This is a genomic window from Streptomyces sp. NBC_00286 (genome assembly GCF_036173125.1).
Taxonomy (GTDB): Bacteria; Actinomycetota; Actinomycetes; order Streptomycetales; family Streptomycetaceae; genus Streptomyces.
Genome location: NZ_CP108054.1, coordinates 5,939,607 through 5,965,593, shown reverse-complemented (window position 1 = coordinate 5,965,593; position 25,987 = coordinate 5,939,607). Strand labels below are relative to the sequence as shown.

The following is a 25,987-nucleotide window of genomic DNA, read 5'->3' as shown; positions in this document are numbered from 1 at the left end:
CCGAAGGGAGTCGTTGAGGGGTGGTGGTCGGGCGACGGGTGGGCGCTCATGAGTAGGACCTCCGCTGGTCCGGGGCCGGGATCTGGGCGCCCTTGTACTCGACGGGGATGCCGCCGAGGGGGTAGTCCTTGCGCTGCGGGAAGCCCTGCCAGTCGTCCGGCATCATGATCCGCGTCAGGGCCGGGTGACCGTCGAAGACGATGCCGAAGAAGTCGTACGTCTCGCGCTCGTGCCAGTCGTTGGTCGGATAGACGGAGACCAGGGACGGGATGTGCGGGTCGGCGTCGGGAGCGCTGACTTCGAGGCGGATCAGCCGGTTGTGGGTGATCGAGCGCAGGTGGTAGACGGCGTGCAGCTCGCGCCCCTTGTCGCCGGGGTAGTGGACGCCGCTCACCCCCGTGCACAGCTCGAAGCGGAGCGCCGGGTCGTCGCGCAGGGTCTGCGCGACGCGGACCAGATGCTCGCGCTCGATGTGGAACGTGATCTCGTCGCGGTCGACGACCGTCTTCTCGATGGCGTTCTCGGGGACGAGGCCCTGTTCCTCCAGGGCACCCTCCAACTCGTCGGCGACCTCGTCGAACCAGCCGCCGTACGGCCGGGTGGCGGGCCCGGGCAGCCGGACGGAGCGGACCAGGCCGCCGTAGCCGGAGGTGTCGCCGCCGTTGTCGGCGCCGAACATGCCGCGCTGGACGCGGATTTCCTCGCCCGCCTCGCCCCGCCGGCCGGGGAGGTTGGCGGCGCTGAGGTCCTTCTCGGGGGTCACCCCGTTCGTGCCGTTCGCGTCGCTCACCGCAGCAGGCCCTTCATCTCGATGGTGGGGAGCGCCTTGAGCGCCGCTTCCTCCGCCTCGCGGGCCGCCTCCTCGGCGTTCACGCCGAGCTTCGAGGTCTGGATCTTCTGGTGCAGCTTGAGAATGGCATCCAGCAGCATCTCGGGCCGCGGCGGACAACCGGGCAGATAGATGTCGACAGGGACGACGTGATCGACGCCCTGCACGATCGCGTAGTTGTTGAACATCCCGCCCGAGGATGCGCAGACCCCCATGGAGATCACCCACTTGGGGTTTGGCATCTGGTCATAGACCTGCCGCAGCACCGGCGCCATCTTCTGGCTGACGCGTCCGGCGACGATCATCAGGTCGGCCTGGCGCGGCGAGCCGCGGAAGACCTCCATGCCGAAGCGCGCCATGTCGTAGCGGCCCGCGCCGGTCGTCATCATCTCGATGGCGCAGCAGGCGAGGCCGAAGGTGGCGGGAAAGACGGACGACTTGCGCACCCAGCCGGCGGCCTGCTCGACGGTGGTCAGCAGGAAGCCGCTCGGCAGCTTTTCTTCGAGTCCCATGCTCAGTGGCTCCTCTGTGCCCTATCCGGGGTTCAGTCCCATTCCAGGCCGCCGCGCCGCCATACGTACGCGTACGCGACGAAGACGGTGAGCACGAAGAGCAGCATCTCCACGAGCCCGAATACCCCAAGGGCGTCGAAGGTGACGGCCCAGGGATAGAGGAAGACGATCTCGATATCGAAAATGATGAAGAGCATCGCCGTCAGGTAGTACTTGATGGGGAACCGCCCACCGCCGGCCGGCGTGGGGGTCGGTTCGATACCGCACTCGTAGGCCTCGAGCTTGGCCCGGTTGTACCGCTTTGGACCGATAAGCGTGGCCATGACCACGGAGAAGATCGCAAAGCCTGCCCCGAGGGCTCCCAGTACGAGGATGGGCGCATACGCGTTCACCGCTCCTCGCTCCTCTCAGTCGGCATTGACTGCTTGCGGGGTCCCCCCGGCCGGAGGCTGGGGAGGTTCGTCGGACTTCACCCGCCCCACGAAGCTCACAGGCTCCGTCGGCTTCACGAGACTCGCAAGCCCCGTGCGGCTTCACGAAGATCGCGTACATGTGAAGCAGGTCACAAGCCCAACTGCCACGCATCTTATGCCTGCCGGTCTGTGATCTGCGACACGGGGTACGACAACGCCTTTGTGATCTCCACCACCTGGCATTGGATCATGCGGCCAGAGGCGAGCCGATCTTCGCGCAGGAAGCGTCCAAGTGATCACCAGAAGTGACAATTTCGCTCGTTAACGCAGGTCCGGCAGTGGAGCTCTTTACCAAGGGGCGGCACGCACAAGCAAATTGGCCCTGAACATCAACGCTTGGTAGAGGAACTCGTTCACACTTCGGGGGAAGTTGGCTCGCCGGTGTGGACGGGCGCGAGCACGTGCATCCGTTCACGAGCAGAACACGAACTTGAGACCCGAACGAGACACAAGCCGCGTCGCACTCCGGTCGCCACACGCGACGTATCCGCCACAGTGGCCGTTCCGTGACCTGCGTCACACTCGAAACCGGGGCCGATAAGCGGGGCTTGGCCATCGGTCCCAACGGGTGGTAAGTGCTGGGCAATTCGGACGTAATGCGAAAAGACCTTGCTCACGGACCAGTTGAGCGGTGTCCGCTTTGCCCGCTACGGCGTCAATAAAGAACGCCACGCCCGGGAATTTGGCGGCCCATTGAACAACTGTGGCGCACCACACGTTTCTTGAAGATATGGAGGAGCCCCTGATACCGGTTGGACTCATGTCCCACACCGCTCACATACCCAGCCACCGGAAACCCCGGCCTCGCAGCAGTTCGACGCTCGCGATGCGCGCCGGAGTTGCCGGTGGCGTCCTCAGCACCCTGGCAGTGGGAGCTGCGGCCGGATCGGCGAACGCGTCCGAGCCCGTGACCCAGACGATCGAACTGCCCACGCTCACGGCCGACCTGTCCGCGACCGTGGCCGAATCTGCGGCCGCCACCCAGCAGGCCGCGGCCGACTACGAACTGCTGGCCGAGCGTGACGCGGCCGCCGCCAACGCGGCCAAGCAGGCCAAGGCCGACCTCGCCGAGGCGAAGAAGAAGGCGGAGGCCAAGAAGAAGGCCGAGGCCGAGCGCAGGGCCGCCGCGGAGGCCGCTGCCTCCAGGGCCGCCGAGCGGACCACCCTCAGCTCCTCCGCTGCCTCGAGCTCCGAGACCGATGTCCCGGCCCCGGCCAGCGGCAGCGTCGGTACGGTCATCAACTTCCTCAAGGCTCAGGTCGGCGACGCCTACGTCTTGGGCGCCACCGGTCCCAACGCCTGGGACTGCTCCAGCCTGGTCCAGGCCGCGTTCAAGCAGGTCGGCGTGGACCTGCCGCGCGTCTCGCAGGACCAGTCGACGGTCGGGACCGACGTCCCGCTGTCCGACATCCAGGTCGGCGACATCCTGTACTGGGGCGGCAAGGGCTCGGCGTACCACACGGGTGTCTACATCGGTGGGGGCCAGTACCTGGACGCCGCGAACCCCAGCAAGGGCGTCGTCATCCAGGACCTGTCGGGCTACCCGGCGAGCGGCGCGGTACGCGTCCTCTGACTCCGACTCCGACCGGACCCAGGGGTCCTTTCTGAACCGCTCCGGTCGCGCAACGTGAAGGGCCGCTTCCCCATCGGGGGAAGCGGCCCTCAGCGCGTACGTGTCACGCCCGGGGTGCGCCTGGGCGGGTCACGCCTTGGGCGACACCTTGCTCAGCCCGTTGATGATGCGGTCCATAGCGTCGCCGCCCGTCGGGTCCGTCAGGTTGGCGAGCATCTTCAGCGTGAACTTCATCAGCACGGGGTGCGTCAGTCCGCGCTGCGTCGCGATCTTCATGACCTTCGGGTTGCCGATGAGCTTCACGAAGGCGCGCCCGAGGTTGTAGTAGCCGCCGTAGGTGTCCTTGAGGACCTTCGGGTAGCGCTGGAGGGCGAGTTCGCGCTGGGCGGGCGTCGACCGGGCGTGCGCCTGGACGATGACGTCGGCGGCGATCTGGCCGGACTCCATGGCGTACGCGATGCCCTCGCCGTTGAAGGGGTTCACCATGCCGCCCGCGTCGCCGACGAGCAACAGGCCCTTGGTGTAGTGCGGTTGGCGGTTGAAGGCCATGGGGAGGGCGGCGCCGCGGATCGGGATCGTCATGTTGTCCGGGGTGTAACCCCATTCCTCCGGCATCGACGCGCACCAGGCCTTCAGGACCTCGCGCCAGTCCAGCTCCTTGAAGGAGGAAGAGGTGTTGAGGACGCCCAGGCCGACGTTCGAAGTGCCGTCGCCCATGCCGAAGATCCAGCCGTAGCCGGGCAGCAGCCGGTCCTCGCCCGGTCCACGCCGGTCCCACAGCTCCAGCCAGGACTCCAGGTAGTCGTCCTCGTGGCGCGGGGACGTGAAGTACGTACGCACCGCGACGCCCATCGGCCGGTCGTCGCGCCGGTGCAGCCCCATGGCGAGGGACAGCCGGGTCGAGTTGCCGTCGGCCGCCACGACCAGCGGGGCATGGAAGGTGACTTCGCGCTTCTCCTTGGAGTCGACGTCACCGAGCTTCGCGTGCACGCCCGTGATGCGGCCCGTACGGTCGTCGAGGATCGGGGCGCCCACATTGCAGCGCTCGTACAGCCGCGCGCCCGCCTTCTGCGCCTGCCGCGCCAACTGCTCGTCGAAGTCGTCCCGCTTCCGTACGAGTCCGTAGTCCGGGTAGGCGGCGAGATCCGGCCAGTCCAGCTGGAGGCGGACACCGCCGCCGATGATGCGCAGCCCCTTGTTCCGGAGCCAGCCCGCCTCCTCGGAGATGTCGATGCCCATCGAGACAAGCTGCTTGGTCGCGCGGGGCGTCAGCCCGTCACCGCAGACCTTTTCGCGCGGAAACGCCGTCTTCTCAAGGAGCAGGACATCGAGCCCGGCCTTCGCCAGGTAGTACGCGGTGGTGGAACCGGCTGGCCCGGCCCCGACGACGATCACATCAGCGGTGTGTTCGGAGAGGGGCTGGGACTCGGTCACGGCGGGGTCTCCCCAAGACTCGAAATCAACGTGCCGACGGGCACTGGACATGGGCAGTCTATTCAGCGGTACTGATCACCCTGCTGAAGGGCCACTCCATGAACCGACCTTCCCCCGTGGTACGACTGCGCGTCCCCACCGACGAGGACGCCTTCGCCTGGCACCGGATCTTCGACGACCCGGACGTGATGGAGTTCCACGGCGGAAAGCCGGCCGAGCTGTCCGTCTACGAGGAGCTGACCGCGCGACAGCGCCGGCACGACGCCGAGTACGGCTTCTGCTTCTGGACCATGCTCGACGAGCAGGACGACGTCATCGGCTTCACGGGCGCCCAGCCGTGGCCGCACGCCTGGGGTCCGAAGGGCGAGATCGAGATCGGCTGGCGGCTCGGACGGGCGTACTGGGGCAAGGGGTACGTGACCACCGCGGCGTGGAGCACGCTCGACCGGCTGCGGACGGCGGGCGTCACCAGCGTGGTGGCGATGGTCAACTCCCGCAATGAACGCTCCATCGCGGTGACCACACGCCTCGGAATGACTCTCTCCGAGAGGTTCACGTCGCCGAACTCGCAGCAGGTGGGCCACTGCTACCGGCTGGACCTCTGAGACCGGTGACGGCTTCCGGGTCGGCCTGCGAGACCCGTGACGCCCTCCAGGGCCGGCTGTAACGCCTTCCGGGTCGGCCTCCGGGCTGGGTGACGCCTTACGGTGGCGCCCGGCTTCCGGCGGCGCGCGGCAGCGTTTACTCTTCCGGTACCGCTGGGGGTGACGTCTGTGCGCAAACCACCCGATGTGCGTGTACCGCGGCTCGTCGGCCTGATGGCCGTGGACGCGCGCGAGACGGCCGAGGCGCGTGGCGTGATGCTCGCCGCGCCGGACCGGCCCGACTTCCATCTGACCGTCGTCGACTACGTCGTACGCCAGTACCCGCTGCCCGGCACCGAGGTGCCACGCGGTGCCGTCGTCACCGTGTGGTTCGACTTCGGTGAGGGGGAGGGCGGCGGAGGTGCGGGGGTGAGGGAGCCACGGCTCCCTCACCCTCCTACGGGGGGCTTGTACCGCGAACTCGATGAACCAGGCAACCCGTTCGAGGTCTTGCGGTAGCGCTCCGCTGGGTAAGGCAGATTCGAAGCTGCGGGTTCGTCGTGGCTGGTCGCGCCCACGCGGCGGAGCCGCATATCGAAACAGCCCCGCGCCCCTAAGAGGCCTGCGGCCTCCTCAGGGGCGCGGTGTACAGCACCGAATTCCGCCTGCTCAGCTCAGCTCTCTTTGAAGCCCCTGTGCAGTGCCACAACCCCGCCCGTGAGGTTCCGCCACGCCACCTTCGACCAGCCGGCCTTGCGCAGGCGTTCGGCCAGTGCGGGCTGGTCGGGCCAGGCGCGGATGGACTCGGCGAGGTAGACGTACGCGTCGGGGTTGGAGGAGACCGCCCTCGCGACCGGCGGCAGCGCGCGCATCAGGTACTCCGTGTATACGGTGCGGAAGGGCGCCCAAGTGGGGTGCGAGAACTCGCAGATCACCACGCGTCCGCCCGGCCTCGTCACCCGGTACAGCTCGCGCAGCGCCGCGTCCGTGTCCTGGACGTTCCGCAGGCCGAAGGAGATCGTCACCGCGTCGAAGGTGTCGTTCTTGAAGGGCAGCCTCGTCGCGTCGCCGGCCGTCAGCGGCAGCCAGGGGTGGTTCCGCTTGCCGACCCGGAGCATCCCGAGCGAGAAGTCGCACGGCACAACGTACGCCCCGGTCCGCACGAAGGGCAGGGACGAGGTGGCCGTACCCGCCGCCAGGTCCAGCACCTTCTGCGCGGGCCGCGCGTCCACCGCCTTGGCGACCTCCTTGCGCCAGCGCCGGTCCTGGCCGAGTGACAGCACGTCGTTCGTCAGGTCGTACCGTTCCGCCACGTCGTCGAACATCGAGGCGACTTCGTGCGGCTGCTTGTTCAGGGAAGCGCGGGTCACGGGCCCATTGTGGCAGCCGAGGGCAGAGCCGGGACGCCCGGCCTGCCCGACCAGGACCGGATCCACGCCGCCGCCGGTGAGACGTTGCCCGTCCCCTGCCGTACCTCACACGAGAGGTGGATGTGCAATGAAGAGTCTTCTGAAACCGGCTGCCGGGCTTGTCTTCGCCACGGCACTGACCTGTACGGGGTGCTCCTCGGACCCGTCGCCCTCGCAGGCGGCCCCCACGCTGCCCAGAACGCCCGCCCCTCCCACGGAGACCTCGCCGGACACGCCTGAGTCACCGGATACGCCGTCACAGTCGCCGCCGGAAACCCCCTTACCGGGGCCTGCGTTCGCCCCATACGTCAGCGCCACCGCGGCCTCCGGCAACGAATCAATGGGCTCCGCGTCGTCGTACAACCTGGCCTTCGTGATCGCGGGCCGCGGCGGCTGCACACCGACGTGGGGCAAGTACGGCATCGGCAAGGCGTCGGTGAAGTCCCGGATCTCGGCGCTGAAGTCGTCCGGGCGCAGCGTGCGGGTCTCCTTCGGAGGTGCCTCGGGCAAGGAGCTGGCCACCACCTGCAAGAGCGTCCCCAAGCTGGCCGGTGCATACGCGGTCGCGCTCGACGCCGCCGGTGCGACGGAGGCCGACTTCGACATCGAGGGCCCGCCGTTGTCCGACTCCAAGTCGGTGGCGCTTCGCTCCAAGGCCATCGCCCTGCTCCAGCGGCAACGCCCGGAGATCCGGGTGTCCTTCACGCTGCCCGTGATGCCGCACGGCCTCAACAGGGACAGCCGGGCCGTGCTGAAGTCCGCGAAAGCCGGCGGCGTGAAGGTCTCCGCGGTCAACATCATGACGATGAACTACGGCAGTTCGTACGACGATGACATGGGCACGTACGCGATCAAGGCGGCCAAGGCGACCCATGGCCAGCTGAGGAAAATCTTCGGCCTCTCGTCCGAGGACGCCTGGAAGGGCCTCGCCCTGACCCCGATGATCGGCGTCAACGATGTCGACAACGAGACGTTCACGGTGTCCGACGCGGCCCAAGTCCGCTCGTTCGCCGAGAAGAAGGACATCGCGTGGGTGTCGATGTGGGCGGCGGCCCGCGACCGCCAGTGCGCACCCGGCAAGGCGAAGCGGAACGTCGCGCAGACGGACTGCAGCGGGGTGAAGCAGGAGGCGGGCGAGTTCGCGAAGGCCTTCTCCGGCTGACCGCTATCTCCGCCGGTGCACCAGCCGCCCCGCGCAGACGGTCGCGACACACGCGCCGGTCTCGTCGAAGACGGCGAGGTCGGCGCGGCCGGTGTCGACGATCACGGGCCGTCGCGCCGCGCTCGCGAGCACGACGACGTCGTTACGCTCGGCCGCGGCCCGGAGTCCGGCCGTACCGGCGTACTCCTCCAGAACCGCCACCGCACCGAGCTTCAGCACCGCATGCACCCGTTCCCGAGGCGTCGGCGCCTCGGGCAGCGGCCCCTCGTGGACGAGGGCGGGCCCGAGCACGCCGGACCAATGCCGTACGCGAGCGCCCGGGAAACGTTCCCGAAGCTCCGCAAGCGGCCCCGTCGCCGCGACCCGGCCCCCTTCCACCACGACGGCCCCGTCCTTCACCGGAACGGAGTCGTCCCAGGCGTGGCGGAGCTCATCCGCGGCGTGAATCGTCAGCACAGGAAGGCTAGTTGGGGCTAGTTGGAGGCGAGGAGCTTCAGCTCCGGGTGGGCCGTGCCGCCCGCGATCGCCGTCGACGAGATGTGCGACTGGACCCGCTCGTCGACGGGATCCTTCGCCGGGTCGTCGTGGACGACGAGGTGCTCGTACGTCGTCGCGCGCTGGGCCGGGACGCGGCCCGCCTTGCGGATCAGGTCGATGATCTCCATGCGGTTGGAGCGATGCTTGGCACCGGCCGACGAGACGACGTTCTCCTCCAGCATGATCGAACCGAGGTCGTCCGCCCCGTAGTGCAGCGACAGCTGGCCGACTTCCTTGCCGGTGGTGAGCCAGGACCCCTGGATATGGGCGATGTTGTCCATGAACAGCCGCGAGATGGCGATCATGCGCAGATACTCGAAGATCGTCGCCTGCGTACGCCCCTTGAGGTGGTTGTTCTCGGGCTGGTACGTGTACGGGATGAAGGCCCGGAAGCCGCCCGTCCGGTCCTGTACGTCACGGATCATCCGCAGGTGCTCGATGCGCTCGGCGTTGGTTTCGCCCGTACCCATGAGCATGGTGGAGGTGGATTCCACGCCCAGCCGGTGCGCGGTCTCCATGATCTCCAGCCAGCGCTCACCGCTCTCCTTCAGCGGGGCGATCGCCTTGCGGGGCCGCGCGGGCAGCAGCTCGGCACCGGCACCGGCGAAGGAGTCGAGTCCGGCGGCGTGAATCCGCGAGATGGCCTCTTCCACACTCACCTTGGAGATACGGGCCATGTGCTCGACCTCCGACGCCCCCAGGGAGTGGATGACGAGCTGCGGGTACGCGGCCTTGATGGCGGCGAAGTGCTTCTCGTAGTACTCGACGCCGTAGTCCGGGTGGTGCCCGCCCTGGAACATGATCTGCGTACCGCCGAGCTCGACGGTCTCCGCGCAGCGCCGCAGGATGTCGTCCAGATCGCGCGTCCAGCCCTTGTCGACGGCCTTCGGCGGCGCGTAGAAGGCGCAGAACTTGCAGGCCGTGACGCATACGTTGGTGTAGTTGATGTTGCGCTCGATGATGTACGTCGCGATGTGCTCGGTACCGGCGTACCGGCGGCGGCGTACGGCATCGGCGGCGGCGCCCAGCGCGTGCAGCGGGGCGTTCCGGTAGAGGTCGAGCGCCTCCTCCGGGGTGATCCGCCCACCCTCGGCGGCACGGTCGAGGACGGACTGAAGGTCGGCGTTCTCGGTCACCGGGCGGTCCCTTTCGACAGGAGATGGAAAAGGCGCGAAGCGCTTCGAAATAAGGGTGGTGGTGGGAGACGGGTGGGCGGACTGATCCAGCGTACGCCAGCCCCTTGCGGCAGCTCGCGTCAGGCCGCATACGCCCCGATGAGCGTGCCCACGAAGGCGCCGCCGATGAGGAAGGGCCCGTACGGCACCGCGGTCTTACGCCCACCCCTGCGCGTAACGACGAGCCCGACCGCGTAGAACCCCGCCAGAAAGAACCCGGCAAAGGCCCCGAGAATCAGCACCGCCCACCCGTACCACCCGAGGACGGCCCCCAGCCAGATCCCGACCTTCACGTCACCGAAGGCCACCCAGTTCGGATTGATGAGAAAACAGACGAAGAACCACCCGGCATAAGCGAGCCCACCGAGCAGCGCCCCCGTCCAGTCGCCGCCGTTCTCCGGCACCAGCGCCACGATCCCCAGCAGCCCCGGCACGCCGACGGCCACCGGCAGATTCACCACGTCCGGCAGCCGATGCACAGAGAAGTCGACGAGGGTCAGCAACACCCCCAGGGGCGCAACCAACAGCCATACGCCCAACTCGGGCCGAGCACCGGTAGCAGCGGCAAGAGCAGCGCAGACAAGCGAGGTGGCGACAACGATGAGCGGCGTACTAGGCCCATAGGCCCGCCCCGCACACCGAGCCACCCCCACCCACCCACGGATCTGATGCCCATCCGGACACTGCCCCCGCCACTCCTCCTCAGGCTCAACGGAAAGCCGATAGACAGCCCGGGGAACGAACATCCCAGTAAGCGCACCCCAGAGGGCAGCCCCGAGAATCAACGCCAATTCCACGCAAGGCTCCTAGCCGCAACCGCTACCGCTGTGGGCAATCGTTCCGCAGGGCGATGGGGGTCCCCCCGCTCGAGCGAAGCCGAGAGTGGGGGAGGGTGGGCACAGCCACAAGCACCGGGCAACTTGTCACCCAACGGCCGCAACACCACTCCGCCAAGAGGGCAGCAACTCATCCAACAGAGCCTCAGTCCGAGGCGGCAGCCCCCGAGCCCCGCTCCGAGACACCAGGTCCGCCGCAAGCCTCTGAAGCTGCGCTTCGTCACCCGTGGCATGAGTAGCCCGAAGCAACTCATGCCACAACCGCTCATCGCCAGGCGCGGAGCCAAGCGCAGCGTTCAGCGCCTCAATAGCCTTCCCCGCGCGCCCCTTCTCCAGATGGAACGCCGACAACGCCAGCCCAATATCGGCAACGAGCAAGGGCAGTTGCGCGTCAATGATCTCGTGGGTGAGCCACCCATACCGCCCCGCCGGCCGCTCGGCCAACAACGGCCCCCGCACCAACACCAGCGCATCGGTCAGCAACCGCCCCCGCACAGCCCGGCTGTCGACCCCACGCCCCTGAGTCGCCTCGTGGTACAGCGACCGCAGCACATCAAGGTCGGACACCACGGACTTCGCCAGCTTGAGCCGCCCCGTCGAGTCGGTACCGAGCCGCGGCGTACCGTCCGTATCGTTGCCCAGCCACGCCCGCAGCCGCTCGATCAGCGCGTCCCGAACATCCTCCGTGACGCCCCGGGGCCACAGCGCGGACGAGAGCACCCGAGGATGGACGCCCTCCCGGTGCAGCAGCAGCAACGCCAACGCCTCGTGCAGCAGCGGACTCCGCTCACCGTCCGGCGTATCGAGGCCGATGATCTCGTACGGCCCGACAAGTCGCGCGTACACCGCCGGCCGCCCCTGTTCGCTGATGTCGACGAGGAACGGCGGATCGGCGGCGGGACCGTTCGGCTCGCGCTCGGGGTCCGCCTCGACGAACAGCTCGACGACGGCGCGCTGTTGGGCCACCGGCAGTAGCTGCGCGTCGAGTTCGAGCCCGAGGAGCGGGGCGAGCAGCTTGCCCTCGCCGGTGATCTGCATCTCCCAGGCGGCGCCGGGCAGATCGCCCGACTCGGTCCCGACGAGGTAGCCGATGCCCAACCGGCTGGCGTCGGAGGCGAGTTCGGCGAGCTTGACCGCGTCCTCGGCGGACGGTTGGGCGGCGAGGAGTACGAGATGCGGGGCCCAACGGGTGTGCTGCGCGGGCCCAGTACGCCCCGTGAGGACGGAGTCGTGACCGGCGGCGCCGAGCGCGCCGCGCCGCTGCCGGGTCTCCGCCTCCATGGTCTCGACGAGCGCCTCGATGTCGTCGAGGTGGCGCAGCCGGTTGGGCGCGAGAGGCGTCAGATCCTCCCCGAAGCCGACGAGCGTGATCGTCATGCGGTCGGACCAGCCGTTGGTCGCCAACTCGGCGGCCACGGAGGCGAACACGCCCGCCCGGTCCTCCTCGCTGCCGCTCAGCGAGACGATGCCGGGCACGGACTCCAGGTTGAGCAGCAGCCGCGAGTCGTCCATCGTGCCGAGGCTGACGAGTCCGGGGTACGGGGCTGCCGTGTCGGTGTCCTCGTACCGCTCGGCGTCCGCCCGTGCCAGCATCCAGAACGTCTGGTCCTGCCCGAGCTGCCACGGAACCGGCGGCCTTCCGGCAGGCTGCGCCAGTTGCAGATGCAAATCCCCGTTGCTCATCCAGGCCGCGTACACGGTCGGCAACGGCCGCGACTCCTCCGCGAGCGAAGCGGCCAGCCCGCGCAACGACCGGTCAAGAAGTCGTACGCCCTCGGGGTCGGCCCCCACGAGCAACGCGTCCTGTGCATCGGCGGCCGTACCGGTGGGCGTCGGCGGCTCCAGCATGCCACGCCGCCCGCCGACGGCAGCGAGGGCCGACTGCCACAGGGCCTGACGGCGCCGGCGCCCAAGCGCACCGAGGAGCCCGGCGGCGAGGAGGGGCGCCCCGAGGAGGGCCTGCGGCAGCCCGAAGCCACTGTCGTCGGCGGCGGAGGTGGCGTGTTCCTGCCCCTGCTGGCCTTGACCCTGCTGTCCGTGGTCCGGAGCGGGCCGCTGCTCGGGAATGGAGATCTGAGCGGTGTCATGATCAACAGCCCCGCTGCCACTGCCACTGCCGCTACCGCTGCCGTCCTGCTGGCCACTCCCCCGCTGCTCCGCACTCCCCGTCTGGGAGTAGTCGGAGATCTGCTGCTGGACCTCCTTCGACACCTCCGGGGCCTCGTCGGGCATCTCGACGAGGTCGCCGCCGCGGGCGTCGCCGGGCATCTCCAGGATCCAGCCGGGCCGGATCAGACTGGCCTCGGAGAGCCTCGAACCGTCGGGCTGCGCACGGTCCTTGTTGAGCTGGTAGATCTCCTTGTACCGCCGCCCGTCCCCGAGATGCCGCTCGGCGACCTCCCAGAGGGAGTCGTGATGGCGTCCCTCCGGCGGCTGGATCCGGTAGTACTTCGTGTCGCCGCTGTCGGCGGTGCTTCCGCTCTCGGCGGCGTGCGCGGCGTTCGCGGCCTGTTCGGCCAGCGCGGCGGCGGCACTGGAGGCGGCCTGTTCCTGCTGCCCCAGCAGGCCGGCGGGCGTCTGCTGCGCGGCGGCGACGGTAGGCCGCTGGTTCTCCTGCATCTGCTGCCCGAGCTGCGAGAGTCCGGGCGCGAAGCTGGCCGCGGTAGCGCCGACCAGCAGCAACGCGGCGACGAGCTGCCGCGCGAGCAACTGGCTCGGCCCGGCTCCGGGCACGCGGTTCGGCACTCCGACGCCGGAGAGGGCGGCCTTCATCTCCACGAGTACGCACGCGGTGAACTGGGCCCAGGCGAACCAGACGACAACAGTCAGGACGTTCAGAAAGGTGCCGGCCGTGATCGGCTGCTGCAGCCAGTCCAGACTCGGCATCCCGCTGGGCAGCGGCCACCCCATCTGCGTGGCCAGCGCCCCCGGCACTCCCACCAACAGCACAATCAGGGCAATAAAGGCAAAGAACGCCTTCGCGAAGTCCCCGAACGTACGCCGCCGCCGAGGCAATGGCTGCGGCGTCCGATTCCTCGGACCCGGCGAACTGCCCGTCGAGCTGGAAGTGGTGCGTCGCGCCATGGCGGGTGTCCTGATGTCGTGTGTGGAGGGAGGCGTGCGGGGGTGTACTGAGCCTACTGAGATCTTAAGGAGGGTGTCGAAAGCCCGCACCACATCCGGGATGTGAGCCACTTCGCAACTGTCACGTCACACATCTCACGATCCCCACACAATCCCCCATCGCTGCTTCGATACGCGCTACTTGCCCCTGATAGCTTCGTTCTCTGTTGCACACGCCAGAGACGCCTGACACAGGGGGAGTTCACCCGTGGCCCGCCGCATCGCGCCCATAGCCGCCACGTTCGCCGCGACAGCGGCGCTATTGATCACCGCTTGCGGTGGGGGTGACGATTCGTCTTCTACGGATGACATCCAGGGGGCGGATACAGGCTCGAAGAGTCCGTCGGCTTCGGCTTCCGAATCAGCTGACAGTGACCGTCCGGATGTCAGTCTGCCGAAGGACTTCAAGCTGGTCTTCGACTTCGACAAGCCATCCGACGCCAAGCATGCGGCGGCGCTCGCCGACGCGCAGAACTACATTCGTGCGCTGAAGCACGGCATCGCCAAGCAGGACCCGAACGACCCGGCGTACCAGTTCTATTCCGCCGCACAGGCCGCGCAGTACGCCAAGTCGCAGATCGAGGAGTACGTGAAGGGCGGGTGGACCGTCAACGGGACCGACAGGTACTACGACGAAGACACCACCACCCTGAATGACGGCAAGGGCGTCCTCGTCACGTTCTGCAGGAACCAAGCCAAGTTCTACGGCAAGGAGATCAAGACCGGGAAGATCCTCTACACCGAGGAGAGCCTGAACAGCTACCAGACGTTCCGGCTGCTCATGGTCCCGCCGTCCGGCTCCTCCGAGGTCTGGAAGACCGGGAACATCGAGGTCATGGGCAAGGCGAAGGAGTGCCAGTGATGACGCCTTCGCGACGGACAGTGTGCTGGGGTGCTGCTGTCGGCGCGGCTGCGGTGCTGTGCGCCGGTGGCATGGCTCATGCCGACGGGCCCGGGGACGACACGACCGCTCCCTCGAAGCCCTCCCCTCCCGCGGGCAACGTGAACAATCAGGACTTGTCCGCTGCCGTCTCCCGGATCAAGGTCACCCAGGTGAGCGGCCCCACCGGCGGCAACGGCGGCAACATCTCGTCGACGGACGTGAACTGGGAGCCCCCACCCTGCTGGTACGAGCCCGCCTTCACGCCGGAGCAGCTCAAGGAATTCTCGGAGACGAACTACCCCCTGGGAGACGTCAGCCCCCACACTGCCTGGGGCGGCGAGAGGCTGTGGACGGACCACTACCGGGACGGCAAGGAGGCCTACAGCTACGAGGACGGCGCCTTGGTCTCCCACGAAGGCTACGAGAACTACAACATCGGCAAGGACGGCTACTTCTGGCGCGGCGTGGCCCGCGACACCGGTGACCCGGACTCGTACGACTGCGAGCGCGTCATGTTCTGGCAGGACGCCGACGAGGTCCCCGACGCACCGAACGCCCCCACGCCCGAGACACTCGCCGCATACGCCTACGACAAAATCAAGGTCCCCGACACCAAGATCGAGCTGAAGCCGGAAGCCAAGTCGACGGTCAACGCGCCCACTTGGGTGTGGCTGGACAAGGGCACCTTCAAGGAGGTCAAGGTCCGCGCCGAGTTGCCCAACACCGGCCTGTGGGCGGAAACGACCGCAAAGCCGATCGCCCTCCACCTGGAGCCGGGCACGGACGACGCGGAGACCTTCCCCTCCTCCGGCGACTGCGAGATCAACGACGACGGCTCCATCGGCACCCCGTACAAGACGGGCGACGCCGGGAAGACCCCACCGTGCGGCATCAGGTACCTGCGGGCCACCAACGGCGAACCGTACGAACTCTCAGCCTCGGTGACCTGGGAGATCAACTGGGAAGGCGCCGGAGGCACAGGCGGCGACCTCCCGAACGGCACCTTCGAGACCACCCAGGACATGAACGTCCAGGAAATCCAGTCGATCAACCGCTGACGCTACGCGGCCCGCAAGTCGCACCACACGTACTTGCCCTTGTCGGCGCCGCGCCGCAACGGATGCCAGCCCCAGTCGTCGGCGCAGGCGCGGACGAGTTCGAGACCGCGCCCCGCCTCCGCGTCGACGGCGTACGCCAACTCCCGTGGAGGCGGCGGCGGTTCAGGGTCAGCGTCCCAGGCCTCGATACGCAGGACTCCGTCCCGCCAGTGCAGGCGCAAGGACGCGGGCCCTTTCGTATGCCGTACGGAGTTGGAGACGAGCTCTGTCACCAGCAGCTCGGCGACTTCGGATAGCCGGATCAGCCCGTGGATGGTGAGGATCAGGCGCAAGGTGCGTCGGCAGACGGTGACGGCTCGAACGTCGTGCGGGATGTGGAGCGTGTACTCCCAGGGCTCGTCCATGGGTTTGGGCATGCGTGAACTCCGTGTGGTGGAAGGGGAGTTGGCGAGAGGGGTGCCACGGTCGACGGGCGATGGCTCGGCCGCAGCCGTCACGGCATGACGGAGCGGTGCACTTTCGGAGCCCCGAGGTTCCGCAGCGTGTGCGACGCATGACCGACGGTAGGTCTTTAATTTAGGACTATGCAAGTCGTTGCCGTAATCTTCCCCCCGAACGAGTCACTGTTTCCCCGCAGTTGGGAACGAGGAGGACGTCCATGCCGCGTCGACGGCAGCCCACCGCACGCCAGGTACGGCTGGGCATCGAGCTGCGAAAACTGCGAGAAGCCGCAGGGCTCAAGGCGCGCGAGGCGGCCGTACTGCTCGGGGCGGATTCCGTCCAGATGAGCCAGATCGAGTTCGGTATCGCCGGCGTCAGCGAGGAACGCGTACGCCGCCTCGCCGCTCACTACGCCTGCACAGACGACGAGTTGATCGCGGCGCTGGTGGCCATGGCAACCGACCGGACGCGCGGCTGGTGGGAGGAGTACCGAGGCTCCCTGCCCACACCGTTCCTCGACCTCTCCGAACTGGAGCACCACGCCAAGTTCCGCCGCGATGTGGAGTTCCTCCATGTTCCCGGGCTGCTTCAGACGGAGGACTACGCTCGCGCGCTCTTCTCGTTCACAACGCCCGAACTACCTCGGAGCGAGCTCGACGCGTGCGTGAGTCACAGGATGCGACGGCGCGCGATCATCGAGGGAAGTCGGCCGATCCCGTACGAGACGGTCATCCACGAAGCAGCGCTACGGATCAGGGTGGGTGACCGTGCCGCCGCACGAGCACAGCTCGACCGCATCCTGACGACGTCCGAAGCGGATCACGTCACGGTCCGCGTCATCCCGTTCAACCTGGACGGATTCGCCGGAGCCGGTAGCACCATGGTGTACGCGGGAGGTGCCGTTCCCCAGTTGGACACGATTGTTCGCGACGCACCGCACGGCACCACGTTCATCGATTCCGCCGCCCAACTCAACCACTTTCGAACGCTTTTCCGTAAAGTGGAGGCGGTGTCGCTCGATCCGAAGCGGTCGCGTGACTTCATCCACCAGTTGGCAACGGAACTGTGAGGTAGAGCATGACCACCCCCGACAACTGGCAGAAGTCGTCCTTCTCCGGCGGCGGTGAAGGCAACGCCTGCGTCGAACTCGCCTCCACCCCCACCACGATCCACCTCCGCGAAAGCGACACCCCCACCACCCAACTCACCACCACCCCCACCCCCCTGGCCAATCTCCTCCACTCCATACGCTCCGGAGCCCTGGCCACCCCTGCAACGTAACTGCGACGGGCCCCGGATCAGTCGGCTGCTATTGGCGAATCCGGGCGACATTGCGGGCGCATCTCCCGACACCGCCGCTCCCGGTAGGCAATCGCGGGAATGTGACACTCACCCCCGCGAGTGTCACATTCCCGCGAACGACCACCTGCCCGGGGAGGATTCGCCGACAGCACCCAGGCGACCCGGGGCCTGCGGCACCCGCTCCGTCAGTGCGCGCCGGCGTGAACGCTCACGCCTGCCACGACACCGTCGGCCGAGGCCGCGCCAAAGGCGTCGGCGCAGACGTCGACGTTGACGGGCCCGGCCTGGAGAAGGCCACCGCCGGACACACCGCCCGCGAGGCCGCCGGACACGTTGTCCAAGCCGGTGTCGGAGAGCTCTGCGGTTTCAACCTGGGGGGTGAAGTTCATGGCGCGCGTTTCCCTTCGGATGTGAATTTCCCGATGGCGGAGTTCGCCCGATTCCCAAAAACCGGGAACCATTCCCAGCAACTCACGCCGTGCGCAGGATCAAAGCACGCCTACGAATGCACGGCCAGCCGCTCCCCGCCCCTGCGGGACGCATTCCGATGCCCGGCTTCACACCCGTGACGACCAACTCACCGAATACACCAACTCCTTCACACACCCGTCCACGCCGCTGCACGCACAATAGTTGCCACCAGGTTTCCAAGCCGGACATCCAACCGCCAAAGCCTCATGCCGCAAAACAGGTGTGACAGATATTCAGGTTCCGCATGACCTCGCGGTGAATGCTGTGCAGGTTTCCCAGATCTTCCGCCGCCGCTCGACGGATCACCTGCGTCAACGCCACAAGCCCCGCCTGTCAGACCGATGCGGTACTTTCACACGTACGTTCTGAAGAGTCCGTAGCCGCCACGCACACCACAGGGGGATCGAAGACATGGCCAAGCCCGACCTCGCGCTTCCGCTCACTGAGATGGAGGACTACGGGAGCCGGCTGCGTGACATCAAGCAGCGTATGAACCACACCAAGAAGCTCTTCGAGTCCTACCGGGACGACGTGGGTGACGGTGGGGTCTACGACAAGCTCGAAGAGTTCGAGTCGAACTGGGAGGACGGCCGCGAGGACATCAACCAGCAGCTTGACGCGCTGGCCGACATGTCCGACGCCGTCGTGCGCGAGTTCAAGAAGCTCGACGACGACCTGGCGAAGAAGGTCCGGGATGGTGTGAAGACCAAGGAGAAGGGCGGGGGCGGAAAAGGCGGCAGCGACAAATAGGCGCCCTCGGTTCCTTCAGCACCCCCACCGAAAGCCGCCCCACCCCTGCCGCGTGCCGCGACGCCGCCCGCGGGGCCGCACTCCCCAACCCGATCGCCCTGAGCAAGATCAGGGACGACTCACTTCTCAAGGCCTACACAGGCATCTGCATCGAGTCGAGCGAGGGCGCCGTCAGCTGCCTGTGGATCTCCAAGGTCAACAAGGAGACGGAGAACGACAATCTATGGACGTACGTGCTCACGGCCACCCAGTGGAAGCCCGAGTGACCTGAGGGCCGAGTGGCGGCGGCCAGCCGGCCTCGACCTTGGTATAGGCGAGGGCACGGCCTCTGACCACCACGTCCCCGCCGCCCTCACGTCTTCCTCTCGAAGGGGTCCAGCCGGGCGTCAGAGCAACGGCGTCAGAGCAACGGCGTCAGAGCGAAAGTGTCCGCGCGATGTTGTCGGCCATCTGCTCGGCAGGCTCATCGAGGATCGACTCGGTCCAGGACATCGCCATGGTGATCGCCACCTCCGTGTTCTCCGGACGGACGCCGTAGAAGAGAGTGCGGATCACGGGGCGGGCTGCGAGCAGCCGTTTCTTCTCGCCGATGAAGTTCTGCCGGATGCGTACGGCGTCGCCGAGCGGCAGCCGTACCTCGCGCACGTCCGATTCGCCGAAGTCCCGGATGGTCATGTGCTCGGTCAGCCAGGAGAGCGTGACGTCGGGGACCGAAGCGTCCGGATGGATGGCGTCGAGTTCGAGGATGGCGGCCACCGAGTTGTGGCCGCTCACGTACCAGCCGAAGGCCGCGAGGGGGTCGCGGGTACGGCTGTCTGCCGCGGCGCGTTTGAGGTCCCGTGCCAGGACGCGGGCGTCGCCCTTTTTGCCGTCCTGCGCGTAGCGCGCGGCGAGTTCCTCCGCCTGGTACGTGGCCCAGTAGTCCAGGTCCACGGTGTCGGCGACGGGGAAGGGCACCCAGTCCTCCGAACACTCCAGGCCGAGGTTCGAGAGGTCGTCGGTCATGGGTGTGATCACTCCGTCCAGGTCAGCGAACCGGTGATCGCGTCGAAGAGGTCGGCCATCGCGTCGGCGACCGGCTCCAGGGGGGTGGAAAAGGTGAGCAGCAGGAAGGCCGCCGTGCCGGGGACGGGGACGTGGTACTCCACCGAGAGGGAGGTGTGGGCGTGCTCGGACTCCTCCTCGGCGTCCTGCCGGGTCATCCGTCGGACCCGGACGGCGGGGCCCGCTCACTTTCTGCCCCCAGTTCCCGATCCTTGCTTGTCCTCACGCCTCAGTGCCTCGGCGAGCTCGTGGTCGAGCTGCTCGTACGAGTCCGCGGCCGCCTTGGTGATCTCGTGCAGGGTCTTCAACTCCTCAGTGAGCTTCCTGCGGCGGATCTTCCAGTTGCTGTCGAACTCCTCGAAGGCGTCCAGGAGCTTCTGTGCGCCGATCTCCGCCACGCCGTATCCCTCAGCCGGGTTGCCTCGCTTCTCAAAGGTGTCATGGACGCGTTTCAGCGCCCGAGCACACTCCCTGATCCGTTCGATGTCGGCTTCTTGATCACTCGCTGTGCCCCCTGGCTCCTACTCAGCCGACCTGGTTCTCCGCCACCGCCTGGCCGTGGACGATCACGTCTCCGCCGTACAACATGCCCGTGAAGACGGGGGAGTACGTGAGCTGGACCTCGACCTCCACCTCGTCCGCGTTCGCGGCCACGCAGTGCGTGGCGCCGATGTCCGCGCCGGACATGCCCATTTCGTTGGCGAAGGCCTTCACGCGGGCGTTGCAGTTCTCGAAGAGGATGGGGGCGGGGCCGGCCTCGTTGTCGTAGAGGGCTTCGAGGTCGATGTCCTGGGCGGCGTAGCGGGCGGCCTGTTCCGCGATGTCGGCGGCACGTTCCCGCTTGGAGATCGACAGACCGCCGTCGATGACGAAGGCCGACAGGGACAGGAACACGAGCGCGAAGATGATGACCGCGCCGGCACCCGAGCCCCGGTCGTCCATACGGTCCCGGCGGGCCGCAATCCAAACACGCACATCCCATCCGCGTACAGCAGAACGCAGCGTCACGCCGTCCTCCGGAACGGGTCGAGCGGCGAGCTGAAGCTGGCCGTCAGCGTCGTGGGGATGTCCACGCCGATCATCGCGAGGCCACGTATCTCGCAGCTCACCTCGACCGTGAAGATCGTGTCGGGTATGAAGCCCTCGCTGGTCTGGTTCACCGTCACCGGGCCCGAGCAGACGTCATCGAGGTTGGCCTCCGCGGCTTTTCGCGCCTCCGCCATCGCCGTGGCGTGGTCCTTCTGGATCGAACCCGCGCGGGCCGCGTCCCGGGCGGCCCCGTCCAAGGCCCCCCGCCCGTCCACCACTTGCCCGAAGGCCACCAGCAGGAGGATGAACATGATCATCACGGGGGCGAGGATGACCACCTCGATCGTGGACAACCCACGGTCCCGGTCCCGGGAAGCCAGGACCCGCACCCGAGCCCGTACAAAAGCGAGCATGCCGAAAGAGCGCACCTAATCCACGTCCTCCACGAACCGCTCCACCGGCCCCGACGACTCCGCGTGCACCGTGAAATCAAGGCCGGGAAAGACCGTCGGCACCTTGGCCGTGATCTCCACGCCCACCGTGTTCTCCTCCGGCTGGAGCATCGTCACGTCGGGAGCGAGGACCAACTGCGGCCCCAGCTGCGCGATATAGCTGTCGACCACGTCCTGCGCCTCGCCCCGCCAGGCGCCCGGCTGCTCATCCGCCGTCGCGCGCGCCTTCCGCGCGCCCGCCTGCGCCGCCGCCTGGGCCACATGGTCGGCGAAGAAGTACAGCGCGAACTGCACCGTCGCGAAGATCATGAAGAAGAGTACGGGCGTGAGCAGCACGAACTCGATTGCGGTCATGCCGGAGTCGCCGCGGGCGGAGGCGGCCTCCACCCGGCGGCGTACCCAGCTTCGTACGCTCACCAGCAACCCCGTATGGATGTGAAATGGAAGAAATCAGCAGGTGTTGCCCGCGTCAGCGCCCTCGATGCAGTCCTTCACCTTGTTGGCGCCATCACCCAACGCCTCGTTGATGATCGCAGCCACCACACCCACGATCGCCACGACAACCGCCGAAATAATGACCCACTCCACCGCGGAGGCCCCCCGGTCGAGCTCCCCGGAGCGGGCGCGCTGCACCCTCCCCTGGAGGAAGGTGATCAGGAAGTCCACCCCCGGGATCCCGGTGCTGAAGTTCCGTCCGTTCATGGTGAGTTGTCCTCTCAGTGATCTCGAAAGTAGTGGTCGGCGTCAGACTTGGAACACACGCATCGCGGCCGGAAAGATCAGGAACACGAGGAACCCCGCACACAGCAGCAGCTGCGCCACAAGCATCGACTGCGACTTCTCCCCCGCACTGCCCTCGATATCGGCGAGTTCGCGGTGCCGCATCGTCTCGGCACGCGAGGCGAGGGACTCGCGGACCTTCGCGCCGTCGTCCGCGACGAGCGCCAACGACGCCGACAGGTCCTTGAGTTCCTCGACGCCCAGCTCCTCGCCGAGCGAACCGAGCGCCTGCCACTGGCTGATACCGGTGATCCGGGCGTCGGACAGCGCGTTACGGATCCGCTGGGTCGCCCAGCCGTCGGAGATCTCGGCGGCGGCCATCAGGGCCTCCGGGAGACCGCGGCCACCCGCCAGGCTCATCGACACCAGGTCCAGATACGCGCCGATCACGCGCCGCAGGTCGCGCCGCTTGTCGGCCGCGTCCCGCCGCACCTCCAGATCCGGCAGGAAGAAGAAGAGCACCGCGAACAGCAGCGCCAGCCAGACCGGGATGATCGGGCTGCTGCCCACGCCCAGCGTCCACACCACGGCGAACAGCAACGGCCCGAAGAACAGACCCGCGGCCCCCAGCAGCACCTTCGTCGCGAGGAACTTCTCCCAACTCCGGTCCAGAACAGCCAGATCCGCCCGCAGCGACCGCAGCTCCCAGCCCTGCTGCATATAGAACTCGGCGACGCGCTGGCCCACTCCGGCCCGCAGGCTGCCCAGCCGCCCGTCGTCGGCGGTGCGATGCGAGGACTCGTACGCCGCGCCCCGCGCCCGCATCGCGTCGATGCGCGCGACCTGGGAAACCGCGCTGCGCTTCGACGGCATCAGGGCCCGTACGAGGACGTAGACGCCCAGGCCGATGGCGGCACCGATCACGATCGGCATGGTCAGGTCCATCAGCGACGCACCCCCTCTTCGGACGGAACCGACGCCTGGCCCGGACCCGACGCCTGGCCCGGACCCGACGGTGACGGCTGCGACTGGGCCGGCATCCGGGGTCGTACGAACTGGACCGCCGCCTCGTCCCTGACCAGGAACCTTTCCGGCGTCTCGATCGTCGACAGTTTGCGCAGCCACCAGAAACCGAGCGCGAACAGGGCGCAGACGCAGGCGAGTACGAGCTGCCCGATCGCCGTGCCGTACGGCTCGACGAACTCGCGGTTGAAGATGGACAGTCCGAGCACGAAGGAGATCGAGACGGCGACAACGATCTGTACGGACCGCCGAGTCGACGCCCGCTGCGCCATGACGCGCTGCCGCATGTCGACCTCCTCGCGCGCCGACTTGGCGAGCGCCCCGAGGACTTGGCGCAGACCCGGGCCGCGCAGCCGCGCGTTGAGGATGAGCGCGGCGACGATGATGTCGGCGGAGGCGTCGTCGATCTCGTCGGCGAGATGCTGCAGGGCCTCGGGCAGCGGCGTACGGGAGCGGAGCCGGTCTACGAGGGCGTCGAGGTGCGGACGCAGTACGGGGGCGGACGCGCGCGCGGACGCCGGGATGGCCTGCTCCAGACCGACCGCGCCCGCGATCGTGTCACGCAGCGACTCGGTCCAGGACGCCAGCGCTTCTACGCGGCGCATGGCGGCCTTCTCCTCGGAGGCGCCGCCGAAGAGCTTGTCCCAGAAGAAGACGAGTATGGCGGCGGCGATACCGGCCACCGCCCAGCGGGTGAGCAGCAGGACGACGATTCCGGCGCCGGCCGCGATCGAACCGCGCTGACCGGCGAACTTGATGAGCTCCCCGGCCCGTTCCCCGGACTTGTGCTTCTCGTGCTCGGGCTTGGCGGGCAGCCCTCGCACCGCGACGGCGAACAGCGCGATCCCGCCGCCGACGGCGACCCCGCACGCCAGCGCGTACAGCACCGTCGTGGAGAAGAGCCCGCCCATGGAGCCGAGCGAGCCCAGCGCGGCAAGCTGCACGGCCGACCCCGTCATCTCCCCCGTCGCGTACGTCATTTCTGTCATCCCCATCAGCCCCAGTTCCCGGCGGGCCCGCGATAGCCGTGCGCGACCAGGTCGTCGAGGCAGGACATGGGCGCATGCGGTACGACCCTGCCGTCGGCCGTCTCGGCGAACACCTCGCTGGACAGGACGCGTCCGTCGACGCCGTTGACCTCACGGATCGAGGTGACCATGCGCTGAAGTCGGCCGCCCGTCTGGTAGTTGTTGCGCCGCTGGATGAACACGACGAAGTTCACGGCGCCGGCCACGAGCATCTGGCTGGCCTCGATGGGCAGCCTCTCGTTGGCCTGGAGCGCGTACGTCGAAATACGGTTGAAGACCTCGCTGGAGCTGTTCGCGTGGATCGTGGACAGCGAGCCGTCGTTGCCCTGCGACATCGCGTTGAGCATGGTCACGATCTCGTCGCCGAGGACCTCACCGACGATGACGCGGGAGGGGTTCATACGCAGCGACCGGCGGACGAGCTCGGCCATCGAAATGGCGCCCTGGCCCTCGGAGTTGGGCAGCCGCTCCTCGAACGCGACCACGTTCGGGTGCAGGTCGGGGAACTGGTCGAGGCCGAGCTCCAGGGCGCGTTCGACGGTGATGAGGCGCTCGTGCGGCGGGATCTCGTTGGCGAGCGCGCGCAAGAGGGTCGTCTTACCGGCGTTCGTGGCTCCCGCGATCATGATGTTCTTACGGGCCCGGACGGCGCAGGCGAGGAAGTGCCCGATCTCGGGCGTGAGCGTCCCGTTGCCGACGAGGTCCGACATGAAGACCTTGCCCATGCGCGCGCGGCGGATGGACAGGGCCGGGCGCCGGGTGACGTCCATGACGGCGGACAGTCGCGAACCGTCCGGCAGCCGCAGGTCGAGCTGCGGGTTCGCGGAGTCGAAGGGCCGGGAGGAGAGACCGGAGTACGCGCCGAGGATCTGGATGAGCTCGATGAGCTCCTCGTCGTTCTCGGCGACGGGATCGGCCTTGACCTCCTCGCCGTTCGCGTATCCGACGAAGACCTGGTCGTACCCGTTGATGTCGATGTTCTCGACCTCGGGATTGTCGAGCAGGGGCTGAAGCCGGCCGACTCCGAAGAGAGCGGCGTGCACGGCGGCCGCGTACTGCTCCTCGGTCTCGGCATCCAGCGGCGTACGACCGGAGTTGATCTCCGTACGGGCGTACTCCTCGAGGATCTGGGCGATGACCGCGCGGGCGTACTGCCGCTCGTCCTCGCTGGACATCGGCGTGACGCCGGAGACCTGGTCGAGGCGGCGCTGCTCGGCGATACGGTCACCGGCCTCCTGCCGGAACCGCTTGACCAGCTGGTGGTCGACAGCGGTCATCGGCCCGCCCCCGCGGTGGGCTGCCCGCCCGGCCCACCGGCCGGTACGGCCCAGGCCGCCCCGAACTGCTGGTAGAGGTCCGCGGTCACCTTGCGCGCCGAGCGGATGAGCAGCGACTTGTCGAGCCGGCCGCGCTTGCGTCCGGCCAACTGGTCGGCGCCGGACGGGTCGTCGGCGAGCGTACCGACGACACGGGCGCCGGTCTGCGCGGCCACCAGCATGTCGTTGACCTGGTGGACGAGCTTGGCGGAGTCGCCCGGGTCGGCGATGAGGATGACGCCGATGAGCGGGGTCGCGAGGGAGGCCGCGCCGCGGGCGCCGCCGTGCAGCTTGGCGGTGAGGGCGGCGGCCCGGTCGCGTACGCGCGCGATGGCCTCCGGCTCGGTGCGGGAGATGAGGAGGACGAGGGCCGCCTGCGAGAACATCTCGACGGCGGGGGTGTCCCCCGCGACCCGGCCGCAGTCGGCGATGACGTCGGCGGGCGCGTTCGGCGAGTCGGCAAGGTGAGCGAAGGCCCGGCCGAGGGTCGGCCACAGCCCGGCGAGCCCGGCGGCCTGCTCGGCGTTCCCGAGCCCGACGAGCACCTCGAGTCCACCGCTCAACGGCTGTACGTGGTCCCAGAGTTGATCCGGTACGAGCCCTCGGCGCGCGGTGGCGGCGATGGACAGCATGCCGGTGTTGGGGTTCAGCGGACCGCCGTGCGCGGCGGCACTGCGGTACACCAGGTCACCGCCGGCCGGATCGGTCTCCGCCAGCAGAGCCCGGCGGGGCCAGACCGCGGCGAGGGCGACGGCGGCCGTGGTGACGCCGGGGGAACCCTTGTCGGCGGCGAGAGCGATGAGCGCCATGTCTCTTGTTGTCT

General features: G+C 68.1%; 31 protein-coding genes. 9 read left to right on the top strand and 22 right to left on the bottom strand.

Features of this window, described 5'->3' with window-relative positions:
- Window positions 1-46: 46 nt before the first annotated feature.
- Genes OHT21_RS27550 through OHT21_RS27540 form a run of 3 tightly spaced genes read right to left on the bottom strand, consistent with a single transcriptional unit; the run spans window position 47 to window position 1,733 of the window.
- Window positions 47-790, bottom strand: coding sequence for an NADH-quinone oxidoreductase subunit C (locus OHT21_RS27550; RefSeq protein WP_328771004.1), 744 nt, complete (start codon window positions 788-790; stop codon window positions 47-49).
- A complete protein-coding gene (locus OHT21_RS27545; protein ID WP_328771003.1) occupies window positions 787-1,341 on the bottom strand; it encodes a NuoB/complex I 20 kDa subunit family protein in 555 nt (184 codons plus the stop codon). Before OHT21_RS27545 ends, OHT21_RS27550 begins: the two co-directional genes overlap by 4 nt.
- 32 nt (window positions 1,342-1,373) lie before the next feature.
- Entirely contained in the window at window positions 1,374-1,733 is a 360-nt protein-coding gene (locus OHT21_RS27540; protein ID WP_033319564.1) for an NADH-quinone oxidoreductase subunit A, read from the bottom strand.
- Between the two features lie 811 nt (window positions 1,734-2,544).
- Between OHT21_RS27540 and OHT21_RS27535 the strand changes: the two genes are divergently transcribed.
- On the top strand, window positions 2,545-3,387 hold the full coding sequence (locus OHT21_RS27535) for a C40 family peptidase (RefSeq protein WP_328771002.1): 843 nt from the start codon (window positions 2,545-2,547) through the stop codon (window positions 3,385-3,387).
- A gap of 129 nt (window positions 3,388-3,516) precedes the next feature.
- On the opposite strand, the gene OHT21_RS27530 is transcribed toward OHT21_RS27535, so the two are convergent.
- A complete protein-coding gene (locus tag OHT21_RS27530) occupies window positions 3,517-4,821 on the bottom strand; it encodes a geranylgeranyl reductase family protein (protein WP_328771001.1) in 1,305 nt (434 codons plus the stop codon).
- Between the two features lie 98 nt (window positions 4,822-4,919).
- Between OHT21_RS27530 and OHT21_RS27525 the strand changes: the two genes are divergently transcribed.
- On the top strand, window positions 4,920-5,426 hold the full coding sequence (locus OHT21_RS27525; RefSeq protein ID WP_328771000.1) for a GNAT family N-acetyltransferase: 507 nt from the start codon (window positions 4,920-4,922) through the stop codon (window positions 5,424-5,426).
- A gap of 159 nt (window positions 5,427-5,585) precedes the next feature.
- Window positions 5,586-5,924, top strand: a complete 339-nt coding sequence (locus OHT21_RS27520) for a PASTA domain-containing protein (RefSeq protein WP_328770999.1) — start codon at window positions 5,586-5,588, stop codon at window positions 5,922-5,924.
- A 155-nt stretch (window positions 5,925-6,079) separates the two neighbouring features.
- Here OHT21_RS27520 and OHT21_RS27515 read toward each other — a convergent pair whose 3' ends face one another.
- Complete coding sequence (locus OHT21_RS27515; RefSeq protein ID WP_328770998.1) at window positions 6,080-6,775, bottom strand: demethylmenaquinone methyltransferase; 696 nt, start codon at window positions 6,773-6,775, stop codon at window positions 6,080-6,082.
- Between the two features lie 127 nt (window positions 6,776-6,902).
- Here OHT21_RS27515 and OHT21_RS27510 point away from each other — a divergent pair, with 127 nt between their 5' ends.
- The gene (locus OHT21_RS27510) at window positions 6,903-7,976 is read left to right on the top strand and encodes a chitinase (RefSeq protein ID WP_328770997.1); all 1,074 of its coding nucleotides are present in this window, start codon (window positions 6,903-6,905) and stop codon (window positions 7,974-7,976) included.
- 3 nt (window positions 7,977-7,979) lie between these two features.
- Here the strand turns inward: OHT21_RS27510 and OHT21_RS27505 are convergent, their stop codons facing one another.
- From OHT21_RS27505 to OHT21_RS27490, 4 genes are all read right to left on the bottom strand, one after another.
- Window positions 7,980-8,432, bottom strand: a complete 453-nt coding sequence (locus OHT21_RS27505) for an imidazolonepropionase-like domain-containing protein (RefSeq protein WP_328770996.1) — start codon at window positions 8,430-8,432, stop codon at window positions 7,980-7,982.
- Between the two features lie 17 nt (window positions 8,433-8,449).
- Window positions 8,450-9,649 (bottom strand): cyclic dehypoxanthinyl futalosine synthase, encoded by a 1,200-nt coding sequence (mqnC, locus tag OHT21_RS27500; protein ID WP_328770995.1) that lies wholly within the window; start codon window positions 9,647-9,649, stop codon window positions 8,450-8,452.
- 119 nt (window positions 9,650-9,768) lie between these two features.
- Window positions 9,769-10,212 (bottom strand): prepilin peptidase, encoded by a 444-nt coding sequence (locus OHT21_RS27495; RefSeq protein WP_328770994.1) that lies wholly within the window; start codon window positions 10,210-10,212, stop codon window positions 9,769-9,771.
- A 399-nt stretch (window positions 10,213-10,611) separates the two neighbouring features.
- Window positions 10,612-13,608, bottom strand: a complete 2,997-nt coding sequence (locus OHT21_RS27490) for a BTAD domain-containing putative transcriptional regulator (protein ID WP_328770993.1) — start codon at window positions 13,606-13,608, stop codon at window positions 10,612-10,614.
- Between the two features lie 247 nt (window positions 13,609-13,855).
- On the opposite strand from OHT21_RS27490, the gene OHT21_RS27485 reads away from it, so the two are divergent.
- Both OHT21_RS27485 and OHT21_RS27480 read left to right on the top strand, forming a co-directional pair.
- Window positions 13,856-14,509, top strand: coding sequence for a hypothetical protein (locus OHT21_RS27485; protein WP_328770992.1), 654 nt, complete (start codon window positions 13,856-13,858; stop codon window positions 14,507-14,509).
- Between the two features lie 71 nt (window positions 14,510-14,580).
- Window positions 14,581-15,588, top strand: coding sequence for a hypothetical protein (locus OHT21_RS27480; RefSeq protein ID WP_328774242.1), 1,008 nt, complete (start codon window positions 14,581-14,583; stop codon window positions 15,586-15,588).
- Between the two features lie 2 nt (window positions 15,589-15,590).
- Here OHT21_RS27480 and OHT21_RS27475 read toward each other — a convergent pair whose 3' ends face one another.
- The gene (locus OHT21_RS27475) at window positions 15,591-16,004 is read right to left on the bottom strand and encodes an ATP-binding protein (protein WP_328770990.1); all 414 of its coding nucleotides are present in this window, start codon (window positions 16,002-16,004) and stop codon (window positions 15,591-15,593) included.
- Window positions 16,005-16,246: 242 nt separating this feature from the next.
- Here OHT21_RS27475 and OHT21_RS27470 point away from each other — a divergent pair, with 242 nt between their 5' ends.
- Together OHT21_RS27470 and OHT21_RS27465 are read left to right on the top strand one after the other, a co-directional pair.
- Window positions 16,247-17,098: a helix-turn-helix domain-containing protein gene (locus OHT21_RS27470; RefSeq protein WP_328770989.1), complete on the top strand. Its 852-nt coding sequence runs from the start codon at window positions 16,247-16,249 to the stop codon at window positions 17,096-17,098.
- An 8-nt stretch (window positions 17,099-17,106) separates the two neighbouring features.
- Complete coding sequence (locus OHT21_RS27465; RefSeq protein ID WP_328770988.1) at window positions 17,107-17,310, top strand: DUF397 domain-containing protein; 204 nt, start codon at window positions 17,107-17,109, stop codon at window positions 17,308-17,310.
- A 206-nt stretch (window positions 17,311-17,516) separates the two neighbouring features.
- On the opposite strand, the gene OHT21_RS27460 is transcribed toward OHT21_RS27465, so the two are convergent.
- Window positions 17,517-17,720 (bottom strand): hypothetical protein, encoded by a 204-nt coding sequence (locus OHT21_RS27460; protein WP_328770987.1) that lies wholly within the window; start codon window positions 17,718-17,720, stop codon window positions 17,517-17,519.
- 493 nt (window positions 17,721-18,213) lie between these two features.
- Here OHT21_RS27460 and OHT21_RS27455 point away from each other — a divergent pair, with 493 nt between their 5' ends.
- Window positions 18,214-18,552 carry a hypothetical protein gene (locus OHT21_RS27455; protein WP_328770986.1) on the top strand — a complete coding sequence of 113 codons (339 nt, stop codon included), beginning with the start codon at window positions 18,214-18,216 and terminating at the stop codon, window positions 18,550-18,552.
- A 414-nt stretch (window positions 18,553-18,966) separates the two neighbouring features.
- Here the strand turns inward: OHT21_RS27455 and OHT21_RS27450 are convergent, their stop codons facing one another.
- The 11 genes from OHT21_RS27450 to OHT21_RS27400 all read right to left on the bottom strand — a co-directional run bounded on the left by OHT21_RS27450 (window position 18,967) and on the right by OHT21_RS27400 (window position 25,973).
- Window positions 18,967-19,557 (bottom strand): hypothetical protein, encoded by a 591-nt coding sequence (locus OHT21_RS27450; RefSeq protein ID WP_328770985.1) that lies wholly within the window; start codon window positions 19,555-19,557, stop codon window positions 18,967-18,969.
- Window positions 19,558-19,565: 8 nt separating this feature from the next.
- Entirely contained in the window at window positions 19,566-19,754 is a 189-nt protein-coding gene (locus OHT21_RS27445; protein WP_328770984.1) for a hypothetical protein, read from the bottom strand.
- Window positions 19,755-19,781: 27 nt separating this feature from the next.
- Window positions 19,782-19,994 (bottom strand): hypothetical protein, encoded by a 213-nt coding sequence (locus OHT21_RS27440; RefSeq protein ID WP_328770983.1) that lies wholly within the window; start codon window positions 19,992-19,994, stop codon window positions 19,782-19,784.
- Window positions 19,995-20,121: 127 nt separating this feature from the next.
- On the bottom strand, window positions 20,122-20,538 hold the full coding sequence (locus tag OHT21_RS27435; protein ID WP_328774241.1) for a pilus assembly protein TadG-related protein: 417 nt from the start codon (window positions 20,536-20,538) through the stop codon (window positions 20,122-20,124).
- 62 nt (window positions 20,539-20,600) lie between these two features.
- Window positions 20,601-21,038, bottom strand: a complete 438-nt coding sequence (locus OHT21_RS27430) for a TadE/TadG family type IV pilus assembly protein (protein ID WP_328774240.1) — start codon at window positions 21,036-21,038, stop codon at window positions 20,601-20,603.
- 15 nt (window positions 21,039-21,053) lie between these two features.
- On the bottom strand, window positions 21,054-21,500 hold the full coding sequence (locus tag OHT21_RS27425) for a TadE family protein (protein WP_328770982.1): 447 nt from the start codon (window positions 21,498-21,500) through the stop codon (window positions 21,054-21,056).
- Between the two features lie 27 nt (window positions 21,501-21,527).
- Complete coding sequence (locus OHT21_RS27420) at window positions 21,528-21,779, bottom strand: hypothetical protein (protein WP_328770981.1); 252 nt, start codon at window positions 21,777-21,779, stop codon at window positions 21,528-21,530.
- A gap of 42 nt (window positions 21,780-21,821) precedes the next feature.
- Complete coding sequence (locus tag OHT21_RS27415) at window positions 21,822-22,742, bottom strand: type II secretion system F family protein (protein WP_328770980.1); 921 nt, start codon at window positions 22,740-22,742, stop codon at window positions 21,822-21,824.
- Window positions 22,742-23,809, bottom strand: a complete 1,068-nt coding sequence (locus tag OHT21_RS27410; RefSeq protein WP_443050668.1) for a type II secretion system F family protein — start codon at window positions 23,807-23,809, stop codon at window positions 22,742-22,744. Before OHT21_RS27410 ends, OHT21_RS27415 begins: the two co-directional genes overlap by 1 nt.
- Before the next feature lie 5 nt (window positions 23,810-23,814).
- A complete protein-coding gene (locus OHT21_RS27405; RefSeq protein WP_328770979.1) occupies window positions 23,815-25,125 on the bottom strand; it encodes a CpaF family protein in 1,311 nt (436 codons plus the stop codon).
- Window positions 25,122-25,973, bottom strand: a complete 852-nt coding sequence (locus tag OHT21_RS27400; RefSeq protein ID WP_328770978.1) for a hypothetical protein — start codon at window positions 25,971-25,973, stop codon at window positions 25,122-25,124. Before OHT21_RS27400 ends, OHT21_RS27405 begins: the two co-directional genes overlap by 4 nt.
- Window positions 25,974-25,987: the final 14 nt, after the last annotated feature.

Excerpts from the sequence above, each read along its gene's own strand:
- OHT21_RS27545 (WP_328771003.1), bottom strand. The coding sequence starts at position 1,341 with ATGGGACTCGAAGAAAAGCTGCCGAGCGGCTTCCTGCTGACCACCGTC.
- OHT21_RS27535 (WP_328771002.1), top strand. The coding sequence starts at position 2,545 with ATGGAGGAGCCCCTGATACCGGTTGGACTCATGTCCCACACCGCTCAC.
- OHT21_RS27525 (WP_328771000.1), top strand. The coding sequence starts at position 4,920 with ATGAACCGACCTTCCCCCGTGGTACGACTGCGCGTCCCCACCGACGAG.
- OHT21_RS27510 (WP_328770997.1), top strand. The coding sequence starts at position 6,903 with ATGAAGAGTCTTCTGAAACCGGCTGCCGGGCTTGTCTTCGCCACGGCA.
- OHT21_RS27490 (WP_328770993.1), bottom strand. The coding sequence starts at position 13,608 with ATGGCGCGACGCACCACTTCCAGCTCGACGGGCAGTTCGCCGGGTCCG.
- OHT21_RS27480 (WP_328774242.1), top strand. The coding sequence starts at position 14,581 with ATGGCTCATGCCGACGGGCCCGGGGACGACACGACCGCTCCCTCGAAG.
- OHT21_RS27475 (WP_328770990.1), bottom strand. The coding sequence starts at position 16,004 with ATGCCCAAACCCATGGACGAGCCCTGGGAGTACACGCTCCACATCCCG.
- OHT21_RS27470 (WP_328770989.1), top strand. The coding sequence starts at position 16,247 with ATGCCGCGTCGACGGCAGCCCACCGCACGCCAGGTACGGCTGGGCATC.
- OHT21_RS27465 (WP_328770988.1), top strand. The coding sequence starts at position 17,107 with ATGACCACCCCCGACAACTGGCAGAAGTCGTCCTTCTCCGGCGGCGGT.
- OHT21_RS27460 (WP_328770987.1), bottom strand. The coding sequence starts at position 17,720 with ATGAACTTCACCCCCCAGGTTGAAACCGCAGAGCTCTCCGACACCGGC.
- OHT21_RS27455 (WP_328770986.1), top strand. The coding sequence starts at position 18,214 with ATGGCCAAGCCCGACCTCGCGCTTCCGCTCACTGAGATGGAGGACTAC.
- OHT21_RS27450 (WP_328770985.1), bottom strand. The coding sequence starts at position 19,557 with ATGACCGACGACCTCTCGAACCTCGGCCTGGAGTGTTCGGAGGACTGG.
- OHT21_RS27445 (WP_328770984.1), bottom strand. The coding sequence starts at position 19,754 with ATGACCCGGCAGGACGCCGAGGAGGAGTCCGAGCACGCCCACACCTCC.
- OHT21_RS27435 (WP_328774241.1), bottom strand. The coding sequence starts at position 20,538 with ATGGACGACCGGGGCTCGGGTGCCGGCGCGGTCATCATCTTCGCGCTC.
- OHT21_RS27430 (WP_328774240.1), bottom strand. The coding sequence starts at position 21,038 with ATGCTCGCTTTTGTACGGGCTCGGGTGCGGGTCCTGGCTTCCCGGGAC.
- OHT21_RS27420 (WP_328770981.1), bottom strand. The coding sequence starts at position 21,779 with ATGAACGGACGGAACTTCAGCACCGGGATCCCGGGGGTGGACTTCCTG.
- OHT21_RS27415 (WP_328770980.1), bottom strand. The coding sequence starts at position 22,742 with ATGGACCTGACCATGCCGATCGTGATCGGTGCCGCCATCGGCCTGGGC.
- OHT21_RS27410 (WP_443050668.1), bottom strand. The coding sequence starts at position 23,809 with ATGACAGAAATGACGTACGCGACGGGGGAGATGACGGGGTCGGCCGTG.
- OHT21_RS27405 (WP_328770979.1), bottom strand. The coding sequence starts at position 25,125 with ATGACCGCTGTCGACCACCAGCTGGTCAAGCGGTTCCGGCAGGAGGCC.
- OHT21_RS27400 (WP_328770978.1), bottom strand. The coding sequence starts at position 25,973 with ATGGCGCTCATCGCTCTCGCCGCCGACAAGGGTTCCCCCGGCGTCACC.